24 protein-coding genes, 1 tRNA gene and 2 pseudogenes are annotated in these 21,031 nt (G+C 68.5%); 9 read left to right on the top strand and 18 right to left on the bottom strand.

Translation table 11 applies throughout. The features are described 5' to 3' along the window. The first annotated feature begins 4 nt into the window (after positions 1–4). Both DU478_RS13200 and DU478_RS13195 read left to right on the top strand, forming a co-directional pair. Complete coding sequence (locus tag DU478_RS13200) at positions 5–547, top strand: tetratricopeptide repeat protein (protein ID WP_114511429.1); 543 nt, start codon at positions 5–7, stop codon at positions 545–547. 47 nt (positions 548–594) lie between these two features. Continuing rightward, positions 595–680: transfer RNA gene (locus DU478_RS13195), tRNA-Leu, on the top strand. A 75-nt stretch (positions 681–755) separates the two neighbouring features. Here DU478_RS13195 and DU478_RS13190 read toward each other — a convergent pair. From DU478_RS13190 to DU478_RS13155, 9 genes and pseudogenes are all read right to left on the bottom strand, one after another. After that, the gene (locus DU478_RS13190; RefSeq protein WP_114511428.1) at positions 756–1,565 is read right to left on the bottom strand and encodes an amidohydrolase family protein; all 810 of its coding nucleotides are present in this window, start codon (positions 1,563–1,565) and stop codon (positions 756–758) included. Next, positions 1,562–2,848, bottom strand: a pseudogene (locus DU478_RS13185) (TRAP transporter large permease). The gene DU478_RS13190 and the pseudogene DU478_RS13185 overlap by 4 nt, the downstream one beginning before the upstream one ends. A 21-nt stretch (positions 2,849–2,869) precedes the next feature. Then, the gene (locus DU478_RS13180; RefSeq protein WP_158545779.1) at positions 2,870–3,421 is read right to left on the bottom strand and encodes a TRAP transporter small permease; all 552 of its coding nucleotides are present in this window, start codon (positions 3,419–3,421) and stop codon (positions 2,870–2,872) included. 67 nt (positions 3,422–3,488) lie between these two features. Then, a complete protein-coding gene (locus DU478_RS23575) occupies positions 3,489–3,938 on the bottom strand; it encodes a type 2 periplasmic-binding domain-containing protein (RefSeq protein WP_158545778.1) in 450 nt (149 codons plus the stop codon). Continuing rightward, positions 3,935–4,411, bottom strand: coding sequence for a type 2 periplasmic-binding domain-containing protein (locus tag DU478_RS23570; RefSeq protein ID WP_158545777.1), 477 nt, complete (start codon positions 4,409–4,411; stop codon positions 3,935–3,937). Before DU478_RS23570 ends, DU478_RS23575 begins: the two co-directional genes overlap by 4 nt. A gap of 57 nt (positions 4,412–4,468) precedes the next feature. Further along, positions 4,469–4,594, bottom strand: a complete 126-nt coding sequence (locus tag DU478_RS23565; RefSeq protein WP_267897108.1) for a hypothetical protein — start codon at positions 4,592–4,594, stop codon at positions 4,469–4,471. Between the two features lie 25 nt (positions 4,595–4,619). Beyond that, positions 4,620–5,300 carry an RraA family protein gene (locus DU478_RS13165; RefSeq protein WP_114511424.1) on the bottom strand — a complete coding sequence of 227 codons (681 nt, stop codon included), beginning with the start codon at positions 5,298–5,300 and terminating at the stop codon, positions 4,620–4,622. A 1-nt stretch (position 5,301) separates the two neighbouring features. After that, positions 5,302–6,255 (bottom strand): NAD(P)-dependent oxidoreductase, encoded by a 954-nt coding sequence (locus DU478_RS13160; protein WP_114511423.1) that lies wholly within the window; start codon positions 6,253–6,255, stop codon positions 5,302–5,304. Then, positions 6,252–7,109 carry a DUF1932 domain-containing protein gene (locus tag DU478_RS13155; protein WP_114511422.1) on the bottom strand — a complete coding sequence of 286 codons (858 nt, stop codon included), beginning with the start codon at positions 7,107–7,109 and terminating at the stop codon, positions 6,252–6,254. The genes DU478_RS13160 and DU478_RS13155 overlap by 4 nt, the downstream gene beginning before the upstream one ends. Positions 7,110–7,375: 266 nt before the next feature. Here DU478_RS13155 and DU478_RS13150 point away from each other — a divergent pair, with 266 nt between their 5' ends. From DU478_RS13150 to DU478_RS13135, 5 genes and pseudogenes are all read left to right on the top strand, one after another. Continuing rightward, positions 7,376–8,314 carry a tripartite tricarboxylate transporter substrate binding protein gene (locus DU478_RS13150; protein ID WP_114511421.1) on the top strand — a complete coding sequence of 313 codons (939 nt, stop codon included), beginning with the start codon at positions 7,376–7,378 and terminating at the stop codon, positions 8,312–8,314. A 71-nt stretch (positions 8,315–8,385) separates the two neighbouring features. Then, a complete protein-coding gene (locus tag DU478_RS22905) occupies positions 8,386–8,535 on the top strand; it encodes a hypothetical protein (RefSeq protein ID WP_158545776.1) in 150 nt (49 codons plus the stop codon). Between the two features lie 18 nt (positions 8,536–8,553). Then, positions 8,554–8,796, top strand: a pseudogene (locus DU478_RS23715) (tripartite tricarboxylate transporter TctB family protein); the annotation flags it as partial. A gap of 52 nt (positions 8,797–8,848) precedes the next feature. Beyond that, positions 8,849–10,360 (top strand): tripartite tricarboxylate transporter permease, encoded by a 1,512-nt coding sequence (locus DU478_RS13140; RefSeq protein WP_114511420.1) that lies wholly within the window; start codon positions 8,849–8,851, stop codon positions 10,358–10,360. A 12-nt stretch (positions 10,361–10,372) separates the two neighbouring features. Beyond that, a complete protein-coding gene (locus tag DU478_RS13135) occupies positions 10,373–11,035 on the top strand; it encodes a GntR family transcriptional regulator (protein WP_114511419.1) in 663 nt (220 codons plus the stop codon). Here DU478_RS13135 and DU478_RS13130 read toward each other — a convergent pair. Genes DU478_RS13130 through DU478_RS13100 form a run of 7 tightly spaced genes read right to left on the bottom strand, consistent with a single transcriptional unit; the run spans position 10,959 to position 16,982 of the window. Beyond that, the gene (locus DU478_RS13130) at positions 10,959–12,248 is read right to left on the bottom strand and encodes a BatD family protein (RefSeq protein WP_114511418.1); all 1,290 of its coding nucleotides are present in this window, start codon (positions 12,246–12,248) and stop codon (positions 10,959–10,961) included. The two genes, DU478_RS13135 and DU478_RS13130, sit on opposite strands and share 77 nt — an antisense overlap. Then, positions 12,242–12,895, bottom strand: a complete 654-nt coding sequence (locus tag DU478_RS13125) for a hypothetical protein (RefSeq protein ID WP_114511417.1) — start codon at positions 12,893–12,895, stop codon at positions 12,242–12,244. The genes DU478_RS13130 and DU478_RS13125 overlap by 7 nt, the downstream gene beginning before the upstream one ends. After that, the gene (locus DU478_RS13120; RefSeq protein ID WP_114511416.1) at positions 12,892–13,824 is read right to left on the bottom strand and encodes a vWA domain-containing protein; all 933 of its coding nucleotides are present in this window, start codon (positions 13,822–13,824) and stop codon (positions 12,892–12,894) included. The genes DU478_RS13125 and DU478_RS13120 overlap by 4 nt, the downstream gene beginning before the upstream one ends. Further along, on the bottom strand, positions 13,821–14,777 hold the full coding sequence (locus DU478_RS13115) for a VWA domain-containing protein (protein WP_114511415.1): 957 nt from the start codon (positions 14,775–14,777) through the stop codon (positions 13,821–13,823). The genes DU478_RS13120 and DU478_RS13115 overlap by 4 nt, the downstream gene beginning before the upstream one ends. Next, a complete protein-coding gene (locus DU478_RS13110; RefSeq protein ID WP_114511414.1) occupies positions 14,774–15,142 on the bottom strand; it encodes a hypothetical protein in 369 nt (122 codons plus the stop codon). The genes DU478_RS13115 and DU478_RS13110 overlap by 4 nt, the downstream gene beginning before the upstream one ends. Then, complete coding sequence (locus tag DU478_RS13105; RefSeq protein WP_114511413.1) at positions 15,139–15,996, bottom strand: DUF58 domain-containing protein; 858 nt, start codon at positions 15,994–15,996, stop codon at positions 15,139–15,141. Before DU478_RS13105 ends, DU478_RS13110 begins: the two co-directional genes overlap by 4 nt. Further along, positions 15,993–16,982: an AAA family ATPase gene (locus DU478_RS13100; protein ID WP_114511412.1), complete on the bottom strand. Its 990-nt coding sequence runs from the start codon at positions 16,980–16,982 to the stop codon at positions 15,993–15,995. Before DU478_RS13100 ends, DU478_RS13105 begins: the two co-directional genes overlap by 4 nt. A 158-nt stretch (positions 16,983–17,140) precedes the next feature. Between DU478_RS13100 and DU478_RS13095 the strand changes: the two genes are divergently transcribed. Continuing rightward, a complete protein-coding gene (locus tag DU478_RS13095; RefSeq protein WP_114511411.1) occupies positions 17,141–18,478 on the top strand; it encodes a sensor histidine kinase in 1,338 nt (445 codons plus the stop codon). Continuing rightward, complete coding sequence (locus tag DU478_RS13090; RefSeq protein ID WP_114511410.1) at positions 18,475–19,131, top strand: response regulator transcription factor; 657 nt, start codon at positions 18,475–18,477, stop codon at positions 19,129–19,131. Before DU478_RS13095 ends, DU478_RS13090 begins: the two co-directional genes overlap by 4 nt. Positions 19,132–19,139: 8 nt before the next feature. On the opposite strand, the gene DU478_RS13085 is transcribed toward DU478_RS13090, so the two are convergent. Together DU478_RS13085 and DU478_RS13080 are read right to left on the bottom strand one after the other, a co-directional pair. Then, the gene (locus DU478_RS13085) at positions 19,140–20,288 is read right to left on the bottom strand and encodes an alpha-hydroxy acid oxidase (RefSeq protein WP_233501230.1); all 1,149 of its coding nucleotides are present in this window, start codon (positions 20,286–20,288) and stop codon (positions 19,140–19,142) included. Further along, positions 20,288–21,031, bottom strand: a complete 744-nt coding sequence (locus DU478_RS13080; protein ID WP_114511408.1) for an SDR family oxidoreductase — start codon at positions 21,029–21,031, stop codon at positions 20,288–20,290. The genes DU478_RS13085 and DU478_RS13080 overlap by 1 nt, the downstream gene beginning before the upstream one ends.

The following is a 21,031-nucleotide window of genomic DNA, read 5'->3' as shown; positions in this document are numbered from 1 at the left end:
GGTCATGAAACACGCCCTGATCGCCGTTTTCTGCCTCTTCGGGACCTCCGCCCTGGCCGACTGTCCGGCGGCTCCCGACCATTCCGACGCCATCGACGCGCTGTTGGCGAAGATCCGGGAGGCGCCCAATGAAATGGCGGCGCAGGGCCTGTCGAACGAAATCTGGGCCCTTCTCACAGAGGCCCCGGACGAAGCGGCGCAAGAGCTTCTGGACAAGGGAATGCGGGCGCGGGGCAGCTATGACCTTCTGGGCGCGCGCAACGCCTTCGATCGGCTGGTGGACTATTGCCCGGATTACGCCGAAGGCTACAACCAGCGCGCCTTTGTCAACTTCATCGCCGAGGATTATGCCGCCGCCCTGCCGGATCTCGACGCCGCGCTTGATTTGACGCCAAACCACGTTCCGGCTTTGACCGGCAAGGCGCTGACGTTGATGGGGCTCGGCCGCGACGACGAGGCGCAGAAGGTGCTGCGGGCAGCCGTTGCCCTCAATCCGTGGCTCGGGGAACGGCACCTTCTCGAGGAGCCGCCGGGACAGGAGCTTTAGTCGACCGCTTTACACGCGCGGGCGGGCCTGTATGGTCCGCGACGCTGGCCCGCGTGGTGGAATGGTAGACACAGGGGACTTAAAATCCCCAGGCCGAAAGGCCGTGCCGGTTCGAGCCCGGCCGCGGGTACCAGATTGCGAACCGTCACCGCGTGCTGACGCGGTTTTTTCGCCGTGCAAAAGTTCTGGAAGCACGGGCCGGCGCGTCTCAGGCGTAGAGCTGAGCGGGGTTCCGGCTGAAGATGCGGGACAGGGCGGCGTCGTCCTTCGCGGCCTCCTGGACAAAGCGGAAAAGCCCGTCGAACCGCGGCTTGTCGACTTCCGTCACATGCCGCCAGTCGCTGCCCCAGACCAGCCGGGACGGATCGGTGGCAACAAGCGTACGCGCCACCGAAAGGCTGTGGTGCCAGGAGCCGTCCGGGTCGCGTTCGTGGTAGGGTCCCGAGAGCTTGACCCAAGTGTTTTCGCTCTCGTAAAGGTCGATGAGCGTCCGGACGTTGCCGGGCGATCCGTGGGAACAGCGCCCGATATGATCGAGCACCACCCGAACCGGGAGGGCGCGCAGCATCGGCACACGCGGTTCGAGCGCGTCGGCGGCGATATGCAGCTGGATATGCCAGCCCAGGTCGGCGATCCGTTCCGCCAGGCGCGGGATGTCCCGCGTCTCTGTCGCGCCCGCCTGCACCTGGTTGAACCGGACGCCGCGCATGCCAAGGTGGTGGAACCGTTCCAATTCGGCGCGGTCGCAGTCGGGAGAGACGACGCCGATCGCCCGGTAATGGCCGCCCAGTTGCTCAAGCGCGTGCAGCGTGACGCCGTTGTCGGTGCCGTAGATCGACGGCTGCGCGATCACGCCATTGATCAGGCCGAAGTCCCGTGCGACCTGCCGGTATTGCGCCGGGCTTGCCGTGTGGTTGGGCAGGGTGGCCGTGGCGGCCACCGGCGCGGCACTGTCGAGGATGTGAAAGTGGCAGACCCAGACCGGCGGTGTCTCGGTCCGCTCCGGGGCCGCGGTCATTCGAACAGTCCGGGCAGCCAGAGGGCAATCTCGGGAAAAGCCACCATCAACGCGATGACCACGAGGATCGACACCAGGAATGGCAGGATTCCGATGAAGACGTCATTGAGCGACCCGCCCTTGCGAATGCCCTGCACCACGTAGCAGTTGATGCCGATGGGAGGGGTGATCATGCCGGCTTCGATCACCAGCATGATGATGATGCCGAACCACACCGGATCGTAGCCCAGTTCGACAACCGCGAGCGCCGTGACCGGCACCGTCAGGACGATCATCGAAATCCCGTCCAGCACGCAGCCGAGAAGCAGGTAGATCACGATGATCACCGTCAGGATCGCCACCGGCGGTAGCGGCAGGGAGGTGATGAACCCATTGATCTGGTCGACGAAGCCGGAAATCCCGAGGGCGAAGTTCAGGTAATAGGCCCCGATCAGAACGAACATGATCATGCCCGCGGACCGCATCGTGCCGTCGACGGCGCGGTTCAGCATGGCGACGGACAGGCTCCGGTTCCAGGCGCTGAGCAGCAGCGAGGCGATGATCCCCAGGGCCGAGGCTTCGGTGGGCGTGGCGATGCCCGCGTAGATCGACCCGACGACGACGAGGAAGATGAAGAACACCGGCAGCAGGTCGGGCAGGCCCGTCACGCGGTCCTCCCAGGTGGCCTCGAACGTCTCGCCGCCCCAGGCCGGTCGGAACGTGCACAGCAGCGCGATCGTCGCCATGAAGACCAGCGCCAGCAGCAGCCCGGGCACGAAACCCGCAAGGTACAGGGCCGGGATCGAGGTCTTGGTGATCGCGCCTTAGATGATCATGTTGATCGACGGCGGGATCAGCGTGCCCGGCGTGCCGCCCGCGGCGAGGGTGCCGAGGAACAGCCGTTCGTTGAAGCCGCGCTTCTCGATCTCGGGCAGGGCGATCGTGCCGACCGTGGCGGCGGTGGCGACGCTCGATCCGGAGGTCGCCGCGAACATCGAACAGGCGGCGATGTTGGTGTGCATCAGGCTGCCCGGCAGCCGGTTCAGCCAGGGCAGCAGCGCCCGGTACATCGACGCGGCGCTGCCGCTGTGCAGCATGATCTCGCCCATCATGATGAAGAGCGGAATCGCGATCAGCAGGTCGTTCGTGGCGGTTTCCCACGTGGTGATGCCGATCACGCCGAAGATGTCGACGGGCAGCCAGAACAGGCTCATGATGATGCCCATCAGGATCAGGATCGCGCCGATCGGCATGCTGGTGACGATCAGCGCGAACAGGCTGAACGTGAAGCCTAGCAATTGCATGGGTGGTCCTCCTGCGGGATGTCAGCGGACATCGTCGGGAATGTCGAAGGGATTGTCCGGATCGGCCGCCAGAGGGGCGGCGTCGGCCGTAGAGCCGCGCAGCTGGGCGATCAGCACCGCAAAGGCGGCAACCGCGAAAAGGATCAGTCCGAACAGAAACAGCGCATGCGGGATCCACAGCGGGATGTCGAGCAAGGTCGAGGTCGCCCCGAATTCCAGCGCCTCGTGCAATTGCAGCCATTCGTTCCAGATGAGGACCGCGGCAATCGCAAAGAGGGCCGCCGCGGCCAGAACGTTCAGCAGCGCGGCCAGTGTCTGCGGCAGCAGCCGCTGGACCACGTCGACGCGGATATGGGCGGCGGACAGGACCGCAAGGGCCATGGCCACGCCGGTGGCGAAGGCAAAGGCGAAGCCGGAGATCTCGGTCGATCCGACGATCGAGACCTTCAGGACCTTGCGCGTGACCGTGTCGACGCAGATCATCGCGGCCACGGCCAGCAGGCCATAGCCTCCCAGTCGCGCCGGATAGACGATGAGCTTTTGCAGGTTCTTCATGTGCGGCAAGTGGGACATGGTTTCGACCATCTGCAAGGAAACTGGCGCCCCGGTCCGCGCGGGACCGGGGCGCCCGTGAGAGGTCTTATTGGGACATGGTGATCCCGACAAGCTGACCCACCGTGTCGTTCCAGTCGGCCACGCAGGCGTCGCCGCAATTGGCCGCGACGTTGGGCAGCACGTGGCTTTGCACGCTGGCCTGGACCGTCTCCAGCTCCGCCTCGGTCGGATAGGTCACGGTCGAGTCGTAGACCGTAAAGCCGCCCTCGGTCTCGCAGCTCTCTTCGCAGGCGGTGCAGGCCAGACCCATCTTGTGGTTGTGGATCTGGGTCGGCCAGGCCATCTCCTGCTCGAAATATGCGCTGGCGAGGGTCAGCCATTCCTGCACCTCGGAGGGTTGTTGCGCGAACCACTTGGCATTGACGATGCGCAGCTGCGGCGCCCAGCCGGAATTCAGCGCGTAGAAATGGCTTGTCACCTCGGGCAGCTTGGCGATATTGCCGCTGGCGGTGCCGGTGATGCCGCAGTCGATCACGCCGCGCTGCAGGGCCGGGCCATTTCCGCAAACGGCATGGACACCGGCGATCCGCCGAGGCCCGAGACGAAGTCGGCCAGCACGCCGTTGAACACGCGCACGGTCTTGCCTTGCAGGTCCGAGAGCTTGGTGACTTCGGACTGGCACCAGAACACCAGCCCCGTCGTCGGCCAGCTGGCCAGGACCTCGGTCCCGGCCTTTTCCCTGAGCGTCTTCTGGATCACCGGCATGAAGGCGGCGGTGGTCTCGCGGATGTCCTCGATGGTCGGCGACACGCCGGAAATATCCAGCGCATCCAGCACCTTGATATCCTCGCCCGCGTAGGACGCCACGGTATCCGCGACATCGTAGACTCCCGACCGGACAAGCTTGATCATCTGCGATCCGGGCACGCCCAGTTCGGTGATCGAGCTTAGCTTGACCTTGATCTTGCCGTCGCTGAGGCGCGGCACGACCTCGGTCCAGAACGGCACCTCGAAGGCGCTCCATTCCGAGGTGCTGGAGGCGATGGCCAGGACGTTGACCTGCGTCTAGTCGGGCAGGTCCGCCGCCAGCGCGCTCAGCTGGTCTTCGGTGACCTCGGCGCGGGCCAGCGCCGGCAGGGCGATGGCGACGGCCATCCCCAGGACCGCCGATGTGATGGATGTGCGTTTCATGTGGTTTCCTCCCTTATGAAGACGTTCAGTCGATGTAGGCGACACCGCGGGTTTCGAGCAGCTTGTCGACCCAGGACCGGTCGACGTTGCCGTCGCGGATGGCGGCGATTTCGGTGACTTCGGCGCGTTGCTTGGCTTCGGCGGCATCGAGGATGGCGGCGGCGGCGTCAAGCGGCACGCAGACCAGTCCGTCGCAATCGCCGACGATCAGGTCTCCGGGATGGATCACCATGGCGTCGATCGAAACGGGCGCGTTGATTTCGCCCGGCCCATCCTTGTAGGGGCCGCGATGGGTGACACCGGCAGCGAACATGCCGATGCCGGACTCCCGGATTTCGTCGGCATCGCGGATCGCGCCGTCGATGACGAACCCGGCAACGCCTTTTTCCTGTGCGAGGTAGACCATGATCTCGCCCATGATAGAATTGGTCAGGTCGCCGCCCGCATCGACGACGATCACGTCCCCCGCTTCGGCCATGTCGATGGCCTTGTGCACCAGCAGGTTATCGCCGGGACGCGTCCGGACAGTGAGTGCAGGCCCGGCCAGGACCGTGCCCTGCGCATGATAGGGGCGCAGGCGCGGGCCGGCGGCGCTCATCCGGCTCATCGAATCCGAGATGTTCGCGACGGGCAATTTCGCGAACCGCTCGACAAGCGCGGCCGCCACCTTTCGGCTGCGGGTGCGGATGGAAAAACCGATGGTCACTTCAAATCTCCTCGATGGTCTTGGGTTGGATTGGGTGCGCCGGAGTCCCGCCGCTGCGAAGCCGGTCCAGAACCTGGCGTACGATGGACAGGCCCACCCGGCGCAGCGCGCCAGTGGTTGCGCCGCCGATATGCGGCGTGGCGAGGAAACCGAGCGATGCGAACAGCGGGTTGTCCGGAGAGGGCGGTTCCTGCGCGAAGACGTCCGACGCGGCCCCGGCGATCTGGCCGGAGGCGAGCGCCTCTGCCAGTGCCGCCTCGTCGACGATGCCGCCGCGCGCGCAATTCACGAGAAAGGCCCCCCTGGGCATCGACCGCAGCGCCGCGGCGTCGATGCAGCCCCGGGTCGACGGCAGCAGCGGCGCATGCAGGAACAGCATTTGCGTGCGTTCCAGCAGGTCGGGAAGCGTCGCGGCCCGCGCGATTTCCGGCGGCCAGCTGTCCTCGGGGATGCCGGGATCGAAGGCATGGACCTTGGCTCCGAACCCGTCGATCAGCCGGCGGGCCGTCGCGCGCCCGGTGGCGCCGATGCCGAAAATCCCGATCCGAAGCTCGCTCAGCTCGTATCCCTGCGTCTGATCGGCGGACAGCCGACCGCCGGCTTTCGTCGCAAGGGATATGGCGTGGATGTTGCGCAGCAGGGCCAGGGCGAACCCGACCGCGAGGTCGGCGACCGACTCGGCATTGGCGCCCGGCGTCGAAAGCACGGCGATGCCCCGTTGCGCGGCGGCGTCGGTGCCGATGGCGTCCAGGCCCGCGCCGTGTTTGCCGATGACCTTCAGGTTCGGGCAGGCCGCGATATCCTCGGCGGCGATCCTGCGCGCCCGGACGATCACCGCGTCGCAGGCAGAGGGGAAGGGGACGTCCTCGGACAGCACCTCCGCCTCCTGCGCCAGCAGGGCGCGGGCGTCGGGATGGATGTGCTCCAGCAAATGGATCGTCGGACGTGCGGTCATCTCAGCGATCCGGCGAGCCAGGACACGGCCTCGGCGACCGAGCCGGGGGCCGGGGGCCGTTCGCTGTCGATGCGCCGGGCGGTTTGCCGGTAGGCGACCAGCACCGCGTCGGTGACCGGCGTCTTCAGGCCCAGCGACCGGGCCTGACCGATCGCCGCCTCGACTTCGTGCTGGCGGCGCGGGGCGTGGATCATGTGCGTCCGCACCATGGCATCGAGGAGGCTGGGAAACGGCCGGGCGCCGATGTCCGACAGGTTGGCGCGCAACTCCTCTTCGAGACCCATGCCCCGGGCGGCTGCGAAACATTCGACGGCCAGCGCCTCGATGCCCTTTGTCATCAGGGTGCGCAGCAGCTTGACGCCGCAGGCATCCCCCGCCTGCGACGCGGGCAGCGCCTTGGCCGAGAAGCCGAGCGTGGAAAGCGCGGCACAGGCCCGGTCCGCCGCCGGACCCGAAAGAAGCACGGGCGCGCCCGAGCCCGACAGATCGACGGAGCCCATGATGGCGCCGTCGACGAAATCGGACGGGCGCGTGTCGAAGAGCGCGGCGCAGTCGCGCATCAGCCCCTGCGGAGAAGAGGTCAGGTCCACGTAGAGGATCGATTCGTCTCGTGTCGCCAGGTCGCGGGCCACCGCCGTCGCCGCGGCCGAGGGCACCGCGCCCAGCACCAGCGTGCCCGACTGCATCGGCGACGGCAGCGCGGCGCTGACGTTGCGGCTTCCGTGGGTGCCGTGCGCCACCGGATCGACGTAGCGGGAAGTGATCCCCGTGCTTTCGATCTGCACCCCGAAGGCGCGTCCGACCTCTCCGAAACCGATCAGCACGATGTCTTGTGTGGATTCTGTGACGCTCACGATCCTGCCCCTCCAGTGGCGGGACAAGAGTACAATCCAGAGACAAAAAGATAATCAAAAAACAACAAGATGGACGATCTTGCTGGATTGCCGTATTAATATCTCACAAAAACAATATAATAGAATATGTTATTTTATGAGTTGCTGATCTCATGGGCAGAAAGCCGTAACTATTGTATCCGAAATACAGTCGCTCCGAGGCAAGCCCTGGCGGCAACCGAAAACGTTGAACGGGAGGAACCCATGAAAAGACCCTGAAGATCGCGATGGCCGCGAGCCTTGCGACGCTGACGGCATCCGCGGCATTCGGCGAGTATCCGGAACGGCCGATCGAGATGATCGTCGCCTATTCGGCCGGCGGCGGAACCGACACCGCCGCGCGCACGCTAGCGCCCTTCATCGAGAAATACCTCGGCAACGATGCGTCGGTCGTGGTGGTCAACAAGCCCGGTGCAGGCGGCGAGATCGGCTTTACCGACCTCGCCCGCGCCGACCCCGACGGCTACACGATCGTGTTCATCAACACGCCCAACATCCTTACCATCCCGATCTCCCGCGACACGCGCTACACGATGGAGGATATCCAGGCGGTGTCGAACGTCGTCTATGATCCCGGCGCATTCAACGTCCGGCCCGGGTCGGAGTTCACGTCGCTCGACGAACTGGTGGCCTATGCCAAGGAAAACCCGGGCGCGGTGACCTATGGCACGTCTGGCACCGGCGGCGACGATCACCTGGCGGCGCTGCAATTCTCGCGCATCGCCGGGATCGAGATGACCCACGTTCCGTTCCCCGGTGCCGCGGATGTCCGCGCCGCGGTTCTGGGCGGGCATATCACCATGGCAGCCATGAACATCAGCGAAGCCATCGACCTGGTGAACCAGGGCGAACTGGTGTCGCTGGGGCAGATGGACGAAGAGCGTTGGGACGGCGCGCCGGACGTACCGACCTTTGCCGAACAGGGCTACGAGGTGGTCATGGGCTCCGACCGTGGCATCGGCGCCCCGGCGGGCATTCCCGAAGAGGCGTTGAACGCCCTTCAGGACGCCATCGCGAAGACCATCGAGGACCCGGAATTCCTCGAGGCGGCGGAGAATCAGAAACTGCCGCTGGCCTATCGCGACGCTGCGGGTTTCCAGGACTACCTGGGTTCGCTCGGCGAGAACCTGCAGCAGATCTGGGACGAGAACCCCTGGGTGCAGTGATCTGACATCCTGCGGTCCCCGGCTCGGTCCGGGGGGCGCAGTCCAATTTTGCCGGCTTCGGGAGGAGACCCATGAACCGCAGCACAATCGAACTGGCCGCCGCCGGAGTTTTCGCCGTGTTATTCGCGGTCGTGTTTCTGCAGGGCATCGGCTACAGCGGCCGCTCCGCCTACATGCCCGCCGCCGCCTCCGGCATCGGGTTCGTGATGTGCTGCTTCTGAGCGCTCCAGTCGACACGCATCCTGGCCGCCGGCCGGGCAGAGCGGCTGGAGGCGACGGGCGCTGACCTGTCGCGCTTCGCGCTGATCCTCGCCGTGGGCGCGGTTTATGTCGCGGGGCTCGTCTGGCTGGGGTTCTTCGCCTCGACGGTGATCATGGTGCCCGCCGTCGCCTGGATGCTGGGCTACCGCGAAACGAAAGTCATCCTGCTGACCACGCTGAGCTTTACCCTGGTCCTTTATGCCGTCTTCCGGCTCCTGCTGCGCGTCCCGCTTGCCCGAGGAAGCCCTGTTGTCGCTGTTCGGAGTCTGAGCCATGGACACCTTTCTCAACATCGTGAACGCGGCGCCGGGCCTGCTCGACCCCTATGTGATCCTGGCGATGATCGTCGGCACCGCCGTCGGGATCGCGGTCGGCGCCCTGCCGGGTCTCTCGGCGACCATGGGCATCGCGGTCCTGATCCCGCTGACCTTCACCATGGAGCCGCTGGTGGCCCTGGGCATGATCGCCGGGATCTACAACGGGTCCATGTACGGCGGCTCGATCCCGGCGATCCTGCTGCGTATCCCCGGAACGCCCGCCGGGGTCGCCACCGTCTTCGACGGGCACGAAATGGCCAAGCAGGGCAAGGCGCGGCAGGCGCTGGACATCTCGCTGGTGTCCTCGTCCATCGGCAGCGCCGTGAGCGCGGTTGTCCTGCTGCTCGTGGCGCCGCCGCTGGCGCTGGTCGCGCTGACCTTCGGCCCGGCCGACTATTTCTGGCTCGCGGTCTTCGGCATGACCACGATCGCGATCATGCTCGCGGGGAACCCGGCCAAGGGCATCCTGTCGGCCTGTTTCGGCCTCTGCATCGGCATCGTCGGCATTGACGGAATCAGCGGCAACGAACGCTTTACCTTCGGCACGGTCGAATTCCTGTCGGGCATCCATATCGTCGTTCTGCTCACCGGCCTCTACGCCATCCCCCCGGCCATCGACCTGCTGCTCGGCAAGAACGCGATCCAAGCGGGGGACGTCGACCTGGGCGAAGCGGCCAAGGGCTTTCGCTGGTCCAGCCTTGTCCCCACATGGATCCGCGCCTCTGCCATCGGCCTGACCGTCGGCCTGATCCCGGCCCTCGGCGGCAACATCGCCGCGCTGCTGGCCTGGCAGGAAGAGCGCCGGTATTCGCGCAACAAGGACAACTGGGGCAAGGGCGAACCGGCGGGGCTGGCCGCACCCGAATGCGCCAACAACGCCGACACCGGCGCCACGCTGATCCCGGCGCTGACGCTCGGCATCCCGGGCAACGCCGTGGCCGCGGTGATCCTGGGGGCGCTGCTGGTGCATGGCTTGCGGCCGGGGCCGGACCTGTTCCGCGGCAATGCGGACATCACCTACGGGTTCATGCTGACCATGCTCGTCACCTCGGGGCTGATGTTCGTGATCGGCAAGCTCGGCGCCAGGGCCTATGTCAACGTGCTGCGCGTGCCGCGCCAGCTCTTGGGGCCGATCATCCTGGCGCTGACGGTCGTGGGCGTCTACGCGATACACAACAGCGTCTTCGAGGTGATCCTGATGCTGGCCTTCGGCCTGGTCGGCTTTGCCATGGAGAAGATGGCTATCCCTAGGGCTCCGGCGGTTCTGGCCGTGATCCTGGGGCCGATTTCCGAGGAAAACCTGCGCCGCTCCCTGCTGATCTCGCAGGACAATTTCGCCTACCTGCTGCAAAGCCCGATCTCGATCGTCCTGGCGCTGCTGGCCCTTGTGGCGCTTGCGTCGCCGTGGCTCCCGAAAGTAAACTGGCGCCGGGGCGGGACTTCGGACGCGCCGAAGGAGAGCGACTAAAGAGGTGTCCCGATGAGTGTCAGCGACGATTTGCACACGGAGTTGCGGCGGCGCCTGATCGCCGGGCATTACGATCCCGGTTTCAAGCTCAGGGAAGAACACGTGGCGTCGGAGTTCGGCATCAGCCGGACCCCGGTGCGCGCCGCGATCCAGCGGCTGGTCACCGAAGGTCTGCTCGAGGCCGCGCCGAACCGCGGTGCCATCGTCAGCGAATGGCGCGACAGCGACACCGAGGAAATCTTCGAGCTGCGGGTTCTGGCGGAAGGCCAGGCCGCGGCCTGGGCGGCCCGCAACATCACCTATGAACAGCTGGACCGGATGGACGCGCTGAACGCCCGGATCGCGGCTGCCGTGGACCAGAAACCCAAGCAGTTCCGCGAGGAAATCCAGACGGCGAACCTGGATTTTCACATGGTCCTCTACGACGCCTGCGGCAGCGCCCGGCTCCGGATGTTCGGCACCAACCTGCTGGACTATCCGCTCGTGAGCGGCGGCTTCTTCATCTATTCCGATCAGGACGCCTACGAAAGCATCCGCCAGCACACGGAGATCGTGAACGCCCTGCGGTCACGCAATCCGGATTGGGCCCGGTCCGCGATCACCTCGCATCTCTGCGCGGCCATCGAACGGTTCCGGAAGGTGCGCCAGGCGAAACAGGCGAAGGCGGCGGAGTGACAGGCCGGCCCGTGGCTCGGCCATCGGGCGCGGTATTCCGAAGGCACGCCGCCTTTTCGCGTTTGACCTGCCCGTAAAGCGCGCCAAGCGGCGGCGGCGCAGTCCGGGCGTGACCAAAGAGCGCGCGGTCGAGTGTCGCGAGTACCGGCATATCGCGCAGGTCCGCGTGCGGGCCTGCGCCATTCAGCAGTCGCGCCGCCAGCAGACGGAAGCCTTCGGCGTCGCCCGCGCGCGCATACCGCCGGAGCCGCCGCAGCATGCGCCGCCTTTCCAACCTGTCCCGCAGATGTGTCGGCAGCCCGCGGTCCCGAAGCGCCAGCGCCAGCACCAGCAGGCAGACGGCCGCGCCGGTCATCAGGTGCGGCCAGCCAACGCCCAGATCCTTGCGCCAGCCACGCGCGGCGTTGTCGGCAAAGCTGGCATAGCCGATGGGGGCGGCGGGCAGGGTGACGGTGCGGGCCGTGCGCGCGGCGGTGTCGAAATAGGGGATCGTGACGGCGGGCAGCACGCCCGGTTCGCCGGTGATCGGCCGCAGCGTCCAGCGCCAGGTCAGCGTCGTGACCGGCCCCTGTGGTGTGACCTGGAAATCGCGCTCTTCGGGCGGGGTGAAGGTGATCAGCCACGGCTCGCGCAGGGCGGGCTGCGGCGGCATCATCTCGGGCGTCGCCCCCAGCGCGCGCAGCACCACGCGGCGTTCGACGCTCTGGCCGTCCACCAGCCTTGCGGCATCGACATCCCAGCTGTCCGAGATCTCCAGCGCGCGCACCGGGAACCAGTCATCGCCGGCGCCCTCGGGCTTTGCCTGCACCTCGAGGCGCACCGGATCGGAGCGCACCAGCACGGTGGAGCGCACGCCGTCGATGCTGATAATCTGCAACTCGTGCGCGATGGGCAGAACCTCCAAAGTGCCTGCACGCTTGGGGTAAAGCGCGATGCGGCGTTCGAACACCTTGGCCATGCGGCCGTCGATGCGCTCGTCGGTCCAGGCGTCCTGGCCCAGCCGGGTCCAGTCGAAATCTGTCATGTCGCGCAGTTTCAGCTCTTCGTTGGTGATGGTCTCGCGATAGATGCCGCGGATCGTGGCGAGGATCATCTCGCCTTCGATCGGGGCGGCCTCGCGCGGGTCGAGCACCAGCTCCAGCTGCAGCGTGCCGCGGTCCTGCGCAAGGACCGGCGCGGCCAGCAGCACCAGCATCAGGATCAGCCTCACCATCGGTCCTGCTCCTCGAGAAAGGCCTCGCCATCGCGGCGGCGGCGTTCCAGTTCGGCGGCCAGGCGGCTTTGCAGGTAAGCGCCGGGTGCGTCGGCCAGCGTGTCGAGCCAGCCAAGGTCGGCGGCGGCGGTGCGTTCGCCGGTGACGGATTTCTTGAGGCTGCGGCGGTTTGGGTCACGCTCGGCGGCCTGGATCGGCTGCGCCGGGTCGTCGGGGTCGAACGCGGCGGTTTCCACGCCGGACTGTGTCAGGATCGTCTCGATCCGGCCATGGCCCATCGCCTCGCCGATCACCGGCTCGACCAGCGCCGCCACCGTGTCGCGGTTGTGGCGGGCATCGGCGTCGTACTGGTCGGCAAAGAGCACCGCGTCGAAATAGGCGACCGACAGCGCATGGTCGCCGGTCGCGGCCAGCGTCAGGCCGCGGTTGTAGGTGGCGCTGCGGCCCACGGCGGCAAAGGCGGCATCGGCCTCGGCATAGCGCCCCGCCTGGTAGAGCGCGGCCCCCCGGGCGGCTTCGTCGCGGATCAGCGGCAGGGCGAGCTGAGGTGCCCCGGCGCGCCAGATCAGCTTGGCCCAGGCCTCGGGTCCGGCCAATGCGCCGCAGATCAGCGCGGCGGCCAAAAGGATGAGCGTACGCCGGGTCATGCGGGCCTCCGGCGGCGGAAGAGCAGGGCCAGCGGCAGCAGCGCCAGGGCCAGCAGCCACGGGCCGTGATCCGCGTAGCGCAGGTTGCGCAGCGCCGGGTCGGCGGCCCCGTCGCCGCGCCGTTCGTCCAAGAATGCCTCGAGGCCGGACAGGTCCGTCGCGGCGGTCGTGATCCCGCCGCCCGCACGGGCCAGACCCTCCAGCGCCTCGGGCGTGGCAGGCGGCATGCCGTAGGGCGCGGCCTCCGGAGCGACGAAGACGGTCGAAACGCGCAGCCCCTCCGCCGCCATCTGCCGGGCGAGGTCCAGCGCCTCGGGGCCGACGCCGCCGCCATCCGAGACCAGCACCACGTCCGGCTGCGCCGCCGCGGCGTCCGACAGCACCTGCCACGCCATCGTCAGCGCGCGGTCGGGACGGCTGCCGCCCAGCGGCATGGTCTGCGCATCCGAGACGGCGACAACGGTCTGCAGGGCGGCGGGGTCCTCGGTGGGCACGCTCACCAGAAAGCTTTCGGACGTGTAGACCGCCAGCGCCACCGGCCGGGTGCCGTGGGTGTCGATCAGCCGCGACACCGCCGCCTGCGCATCGTCGAGCCCGCCGCCTTCGGTGACCGAGGGCGAGAGGTCGAGCAGGATCATCACCGCGTCGAGGTTGCGCAGCACCGGCGCGTCGCCGTCGCGGGTGGCCGGGCCGGAAAGGCCCGCCGCGACCAGCGCCGCCGCCAGCGCCAGCAGCCACGGGGTGGCGTCGCGACCGGGTTCGGTGACGTGGCCACGAGCGCGCAGCGCCGCCAGCAATGCCGGGTCGGTGATCCGTTGCCAGGCGGCCAGCCCGTGCGCAGTTCGCGCCGCCAACGCCCCAAGCAGAAGCGCTGCCGGAATGCCGATCAGCCAGAGCGGCCGCATCAGGATGAGATCGCCGCCGGTCATGTGGCCTCGCGTCCATGCAGCGCCAGGGCCGCGAACAGGCACGCCAGCGCGCTGCCGGCGCACCAAGGCCAGTAGACCTGCCAGGCCCGGACCGGCGGCGCGTCGGCAAGGCTCGGCTCCAGCCGGTCGATGGCGGCGGTGACGGCGGCGAGGTCTTCGGTGGTGCGCACGCGGAAGGTTTCGCCGCCCGAGGCCTCTGCGATTTCGCGCAGGGTTTCGCTGTCCACGGCGTCGCGGGCGTCGGGCGTGGTCTCGAGGTCCGCGGGGCCGAGCGCGATGGTATATATGCGGATGCCCAGGCTCTGCGCCGTGGCCGCTGCGGCGACGGGGTCGACGGCGCCGGTGGTGTCCTGCCCGTCCGACAGCAGGATGATCACCCGGCTCTCCGCCTCGCGGTCGCGCAGCCGCCGGATCGCAAGCCCCAGCCCGTCCGCGATGGCGGTGGACTTGCCCGACACGCCGATCTGCGCCGTCTCGATCACCCTCGCGGCGGCGGCGACGTCATGGGTGAGCGCCGCCGCCACGTAGGCCCGATCGCCAAAGACCACGAGACCCACCCGGTCGCCGGTGCGGCCCCGGACAAAGCCCGCGCCCACCGCCTGCACCGCGGCAAGGCGCGACACCTGCGCGCCGTCGAGGTCGAAATCCTCGCGTTCCATCGACCCTGAAAGGTCCAGCGCCAGCACGATGTCGCGGCCTGAGGCCGGGACCACGTCCAGCACCCGTTCCTGCCGGGGGCCCGTCAGCCCCGCGACCAGCGCGGCCCAGGCGACGAACAGCAGGATGCCGGTGCCATGGCGGCGGGCCGGGGTGCTCTCTGCGGCGACGAAACCCGCGGCGATGGCAGGGGGCAGGGCCACCGCGCCGGCGCGTTGCGACCGCGCGGGCAGCAGCGCCAGCAGCAGGAGGGGCAGGGGCAGCAGCAGCGCGAGCCAGGGCGCGGCGAAACTCATTGCGCGCGGCTCCGTGCGGCCTTGAGGATCGCGGTTTCCAATGGGGCCGGATCGAACCGCACCGCGGGATCGTAAAGCGCCGCGTCCAGCTTTGGCGGCGCGGTGCCGCCATAATCCCGCAGCAGCGCCGCGAGGCCGGTCAGGCGGCTTTGCGGGTTGCAGGTGGCCAATGCCGCGATGGCCTGCCGCGCGGTCTCGGCCCGCCGCGGCCTGCGCCGCGTCACCACCCGCAGCACCGCTGATAGCAGCAGCCCCGCCACCAGTCCGAGCGCCACTGCGGCAAATGCGTCCTGAAGGCCGAAGCGCGCGAAGCTTTCCGGCACCCGCACCGGGGCGAGGCTGGCGACCAGCTCTTCCGGGGTCATGCCGCGCGATCCTCTGACTGATCCTCGACGGGCAGGTCCGCGCGGAGCAGTCGGAACGGGATATCGTGCCGCGTCAGTATGTCGGCGGAGGGCGACGGTCCGAACCGCCCGCGCCGGAAGCCCGCCCCGATCCGGGCAGCAAAGCGGCCGCGCGGCACTTCGGTTTCCACCGCGTCCTGCACCAGCAGCACCTCGAGCGGGCACTTGCGCATCAAGGCCGCCGCCGCCGTGCCCAGGTCCGGGCCCGGATCGTCCAACCCGGTGGCAAGGCAGATCGACACGCCCGGCGCGGCGCGGGCGGAGACCGCGTCGAGAAGGGGCGCCAGCGTGTCGTGCCCGTCGGCGGCGGCGGCCAGCGCCTCCGCATGGTGCTGCGCCAGCGCGCCCGCGATGCGCAGCATCGCGGCCTCGCGCGGCTGCGGGGCGATCACGTCCAGATCCGCGTCGCGCAGGACCACCAGACCGACGCGCCCGCCCGCGAGGACCGCGCGCCAGCCGGCGAGCGCCAGCGCCTCGGCGGCGGCGACCGACCGAAACCGCCCGCGCGTGCCCCAAAGCATCGGGCTGCGGAAATCCGCGACCAGGAGAAGCGTGCGCTCCACGTCCTCGTGCCGGCTGCGCACCTGCGGTCGCCCGCTGCGCGCGGTGGCGGCGGGGTCGATGCGCCGCAGGTCGTCGCCGTCCTGATAGGGCCGCAGGTCGAAGAGATCGGCGCCGTCGCCGCGTTTCGGACCCGAAAGCCCGCCCGAAAGACCGTGCGACAGGCCCGCCGTCGTCTCGGGCCGCACCAGTCCGGCCAGCGCGACCAGCCGGTCGAGCGACACCTCGGCGCCGGAGGCGGCGGGCAGGGTCACAGCGGCACCACCGCCGTCAGCACCTCGGCAAAGATCGTCCGCGCCGTGTCGCCCGCCGCCTGCGCCCGCCATGTCGGCGCCATGCGGTGGCAGAGCACATCCGGCGCCAGCGCCGCCGCATCCTCGGGCACGGCGAAATCGCGCCCGTGCAGCCAGGCCCGCGCGCGGACGGCGGAGGCCAGCGCCAGCGTGCCGCGCGGGCTGACGGCATGGCGGATGCGGGATGTCACGTCGAGCCCCTCCGCTGGCCGCCGCGTGGCCATCACCAGCGCCACGATGTAGCGCCGCAGGGCAGGCGACAGGTGCACCTGCAACACCTCTTCCTGCATCGCCGCCAGCGCCGCGTGGTCCAGCATCGGCGCGTCGCGGCCCGCATGGGCGCGCAGCTCGCCTTCGACCAGGTCGAGGATCGCCATCTCGTCCTCTTCGCCGGGCAATTCGAGCAGGATGTGCATCAGGAACCGGTCGAGCTGCGCCTCGGGCAGGGGAAAGGTGCCTTCCTGCTCCAGCGGGTTCTGTGTGGCCACCACCATGAACGGGTCCGGCAGGCGCCGCGTGGTACCGCCGGATGTCACCTGGCCTTCGCCCATCGCCTCGAGCAGCGCGGATTGGACCTTGGGCGGGGCGCGGTTGATCTCGTCCACCAGCACGAGGTTGTGGAAGACCGGGCCGGGCAGGAACTCCATCCGGCCGCTGTCCTGGCGGTAGATCTGCGTGCCGGTCACGTCAGAGGGCATCAGGTCCGGCGTGCACTGGATGCGGGCGAAGCTCCCCTCGATCCCGTCCGCGAGCCGCCGCACCGAGCGCGTCTTGGCCAGCCCCGGCGCACCTTCGATCAGCACGTGCCCGCCGGTCAGCAGCGCGATCATCAGCCGTTCGACCAGCGCGCGATGGCCGATCAGCCCGGCTTCCATCCGCTCCGCCAGCGCCCGCGCGGGGGCGGTGCCGGGCCTTTCTGCCGTCGTGGTCTCTGCGACTGTGTCCATCCCGTCCTCCCGGTCCTGCGTGCCGGGCCAACGGACCACGGACGCGCCGTGGTGGAAAGCCCTCGTGCCGGTTTCGCCGAAGATCGGGCAAATTGCCCGCGACAGGCGCGCCGCTTTGCCCGATCATGCGGAGGAACGTGACGATCCGGGAGAGAGACATGAGTCTGCGGTTCCGACTGGTCCTGACGCTCTGGCTGGTGACGCTGCTGGCCGGGGCGGTGACGCTTTGCCTCGCCGCCGCCGATGCCTACCGGACGGCGGCGCAGAACACCCAGACCACGCTGACCCGCGCCAGCTATGTGCTGGAGCGCAACTATCACATGGAGCCGCGGGTGGGTGATCCGCTCTATGCGGAGATGACGTCGATCAAGCTGCTTGGCGTGATGGCGCCGGGCACCTGCATCGTCTTCGAACAGCGCAAGATCTCGGAACGGCGGCTGTGTGCGGGCTGGCAGGTCTTTGGCCAGATCGCGCCGGCGCGGTTCCGCACCGCCGTCGAACAGGTGCTGACGCCGCCCGCGCCGGTGACGCGCACCGGGACGGCCTCGCAAAGCGGTGCGTTCCGAATCGAGTCCTCTTTCGACCCGGTGGCTGCCGCGACGCTGGCGTGGCAACGGGTGCGCATGACGCTCTGGCAGACGTTGGCCATGGCGGCGGGGGTGCTGGTACTGGGCACTATCGCGATCCTGTCGCGGCTGGGGCCGGTCGGCGGCATCGTCTCGGGTCTGGACAGGCTGGCCAGCGGCGACCTGGGCGCGCGGGTGGATGCGGGAGGGCGCGACGAGTTCGGCCAGATTGCGCAGGCGGTCAACCGTCTGGCCGCGCGGCTGCGGGCCAGTGCGGCTCAAAGCCGGGCGCTGACCCGCAAGCTGATCGAGGTCGAGGATGTGGAGCGCCGCCAGCTGGCCCGCGACCTGCATGACGAGTTCGGCCAGACCCTGACCGCCACGGCGGCGCTGGCCGCATCGGTCGCCTGCGCCGCGCCGCCCGACCGGCGCGACATCGCCCGCGACGCCGAAGCCATCGGCGCCAACATCCGCAGCATGATGGAGTGCCTTCGCGGCGCCTTCGCCCGGCTGCGGCCGCCGGACCTCGAAGAGGTGGGGCTGGCCGCGTCATTGCGCACGATGCTGGCGGGATGGGAGGTGCAGCGCGGTGCGAGGCTGACGCTGGATTGTGCGCTGGACGAGGATCGGCTGCCGGACGCGGTGGCGCTCGACCTTTACCGGATCGTGCAGGAATGCGTGACCAACGCCATGCGCCACGGCACGCCGCGGCATGTCCGAGTGACGCTGCGGGCCGAAAGCGCCACGGTGCGCCTGGGTGTCGAGGATGACGGCGGCGGCACGCTCGAGGCGGACCGGCAGGGGCACGGGCTGCTGGGGATCTCGGAACGAGCCGGGGCCATGGGCGGCACCTTTGCCATCGCCGAGACGCCGCGGGGCATCCGCGTCACCGTGACCCTGCCGGACGCGCTGAGCCGCCGCGCCGCATGACCGATCACCGCATCATGATCGTCGATGACCACCCGGTCGTGCGCGAAGGCTACAGGCGGCTCATCGACCTGCAGCCGGGCCTGCAGATCGTCGCCGAGGCCGAGGATGCCCGCAGCGCCTATGCCCGCTTCCGCGAGGCAATGCCCGACGCGGTGGTGATGGACGTGACCCTGCCCGGCGCCAGCGGGATCGAGGCGATCCGGCACATCCGCCAGTACGACGACGCTGCTAAGATCGTGGTCTTTACCATGCACCAGGGGTCGGCCTTCGCGCTCAAGGCAATCGAGGCGGGGGCGGCGGGCTATGTCACGAAAAGCAGCGCGCCCGACACTCTGATCAAGGCGATCTTCGGCGTGCTCAAGGGCCGCACGATGATCTCTCCGGACGTGATCGAGGCCATCGCGCAGGACCGCATCGCCGGGTCCGGCACCCGCCTGCGCGACCTCAGCACGCGCCAGACCGAGATTCTGCGGCTGCTGGCCAGCGGCTGGCCGGTTGAGCGGATCGCCGAGGCGCTGTCGATCAGCCTCAAGACCGTGCGCAACAACCATTACCACATCAAGAGCGTGCTGGGGCTCGAGACCGATGCGCAGATGGTCTGGTTCGCGATGGAAGCGGGGCTGGTTCAGGGGCCGCGCGAGGAGGACGCCTGAGCCGCGCCTTAGGTGGTGGCGCGCGGGCGGCTCAGGGCATCGGGACCGACATCGGCAAAGGCCGCGGTGCCCAGCTGGCCGAGGGCGCGTTCCAGTTCGAGCGTGAGGATCTGCATCGCCCGCTCCGCGCCGTCGCGGCCACCGGCACCGACGCCGAAGGCCAGCGCCCGCCCGGCCAGGGTGAAATCCGCCCCCAGCGCCTTGGCACGCAGCACGTCCGCGCCGCGCCGGATACCGCTGTCGAGAAGTATCTTCAGCCGTCCGCCGACCGCATCCGCGATGGCAGGCAGGGCTTCGATGGTGGGCGGGCCGAAGGCCACCTGCCGCCCGCCGTGGTTCGACACGACGATCCCGTCGCAGCCCAGCTTGGCGCATTTCAGCGCATCGTCGGGATGCAGGATGCCCTTGACCAGAAGCGTGCCCTTCCAGCGGTCGCGCAGGCGCTTGAGATCGTCCCAGGTGAAACTGGGGGTGATCAGCGTCTTCTGCACATCGGCGTAGGACGTCGCCGCCTTCAGCAGGTCGGCGTAGTTGGCGATGTTTGGCTTGCCATGCGAGAGGCTGGTGAGGGTCCAGCGCGGGGTCATCGCGAGTTGCAGCAGCACTTCGGGCGTCACGCGGAAGGGCACGGCCAGCTTGTTTCGGATGTCGCGGTCGCGCTTGCCGGCGGCGGGCACGTCGGCGGTGACCATCATCACCTCGTACTGAGCCGCTTCGGCCCGGTCGATCAGACCTTGCGTCACCGTGTCATCGCCCGAGACATACAGCTGGAACCAGCCGTTGCCGTCCGCCGCCTTGGCAAGCCTCTCCAGCGTGGTCGAGGCGGCGGAACTGGCGACGTAGGGAATGTTCTCGCGCTTGCACATCCGGGCGAGGATCAGGTCGGCCTCGGGCCAGAAGGCGTTGAGCATCCCGATGGGCGCCATGCCGAAGGGGGTGGCATAGATTTTGCCGAAGATCGACACAGTCATGTCGACCCTGCCAACGTCGGTCATGTAGCGCGGCGTCAGTTCGACCTCTTCGAAGGCCGAGATGTTGCGCCGCAGGTTGCATTCGGATTCCGCGCCGCCATCCACGAGGTCGAAGGCAAAGCGCGGGATCCGGCGTTTCGCGATCCGGCGCAGGTCGTCGATGCAGGCGGCGCGGTCCAGTGCCATCAGATCGACCACCCGCCGTCGATGGCAAAGGCCTGCCCCGTGGTGAAGGCCGACATCGGTCCGGCGAGATAGCAGACCATCTCGGCGATTTCTTCGGGCGTGCCGAGCCGGCCCATGGGCTGGCGGTCCTTGAAGGCGGCAAGCGCCTTGTCGAAATCGCCGGTGGCCGCCAGCCGGTCGTTCAGCGAGGGGCTTTGCACCGTGCCGGGGCAGATGGCGTTGCAGCGGATGCCCTGCTTGACGAAATCCGCCGCGATGGACTTGGTCATGCCGATGATCGCCGCCTTGGACGACCCGTAGGCAAAGCGGCGCGGCGCGCCCTTTTCCGAGGACACGATCGAGGCGATGTTGACGATCGACCCGGAGCCTGCGTCGAGCATCCCCGGCAGCACCGCCTTGGTCAGCCGGAAGATCGCCTTGGCGTTGAGGCCGAAGGACCGGTCCCAGACGTCGTCGTCGCAGTCGAGGATCGTGCCGTCATGCACCCAGCCCGCGCAATTCACGAGGATATCGGGGGCAGGGACCGAGGCCAGCAGCGCCGCCACGGCGTCGGCGTCCATGACGTCAAGCTTGTGGGCGCTGATCCGCTCGGACCCGGCGGCGACGGTTTCGACCGCCGCGGCGTCGATATCGGTGGCGATCACGGTCGCGCCGCGCAGCGCCAGCCCCTCGGCCGAGGCGCGGCCGATGCCGTTTCCGGCGGCGGTGACCAGCGCGGTCTTTCCAGTCAGTGAGTTTTCCAT

The organism is Thalassococcus profundi (assembly GCF_003344785.1).
GTDB classification, from domain to species: Bacteria; Pseudomonadota; Alphaproteobacteria; order Rhodobacterales; family Rhodobacteraceae; genus Puniceibacterium; species Puniceibacterium profundi.
This window is presented reverse-complemented; position numbering and strand designations above follow the sequence as displayed.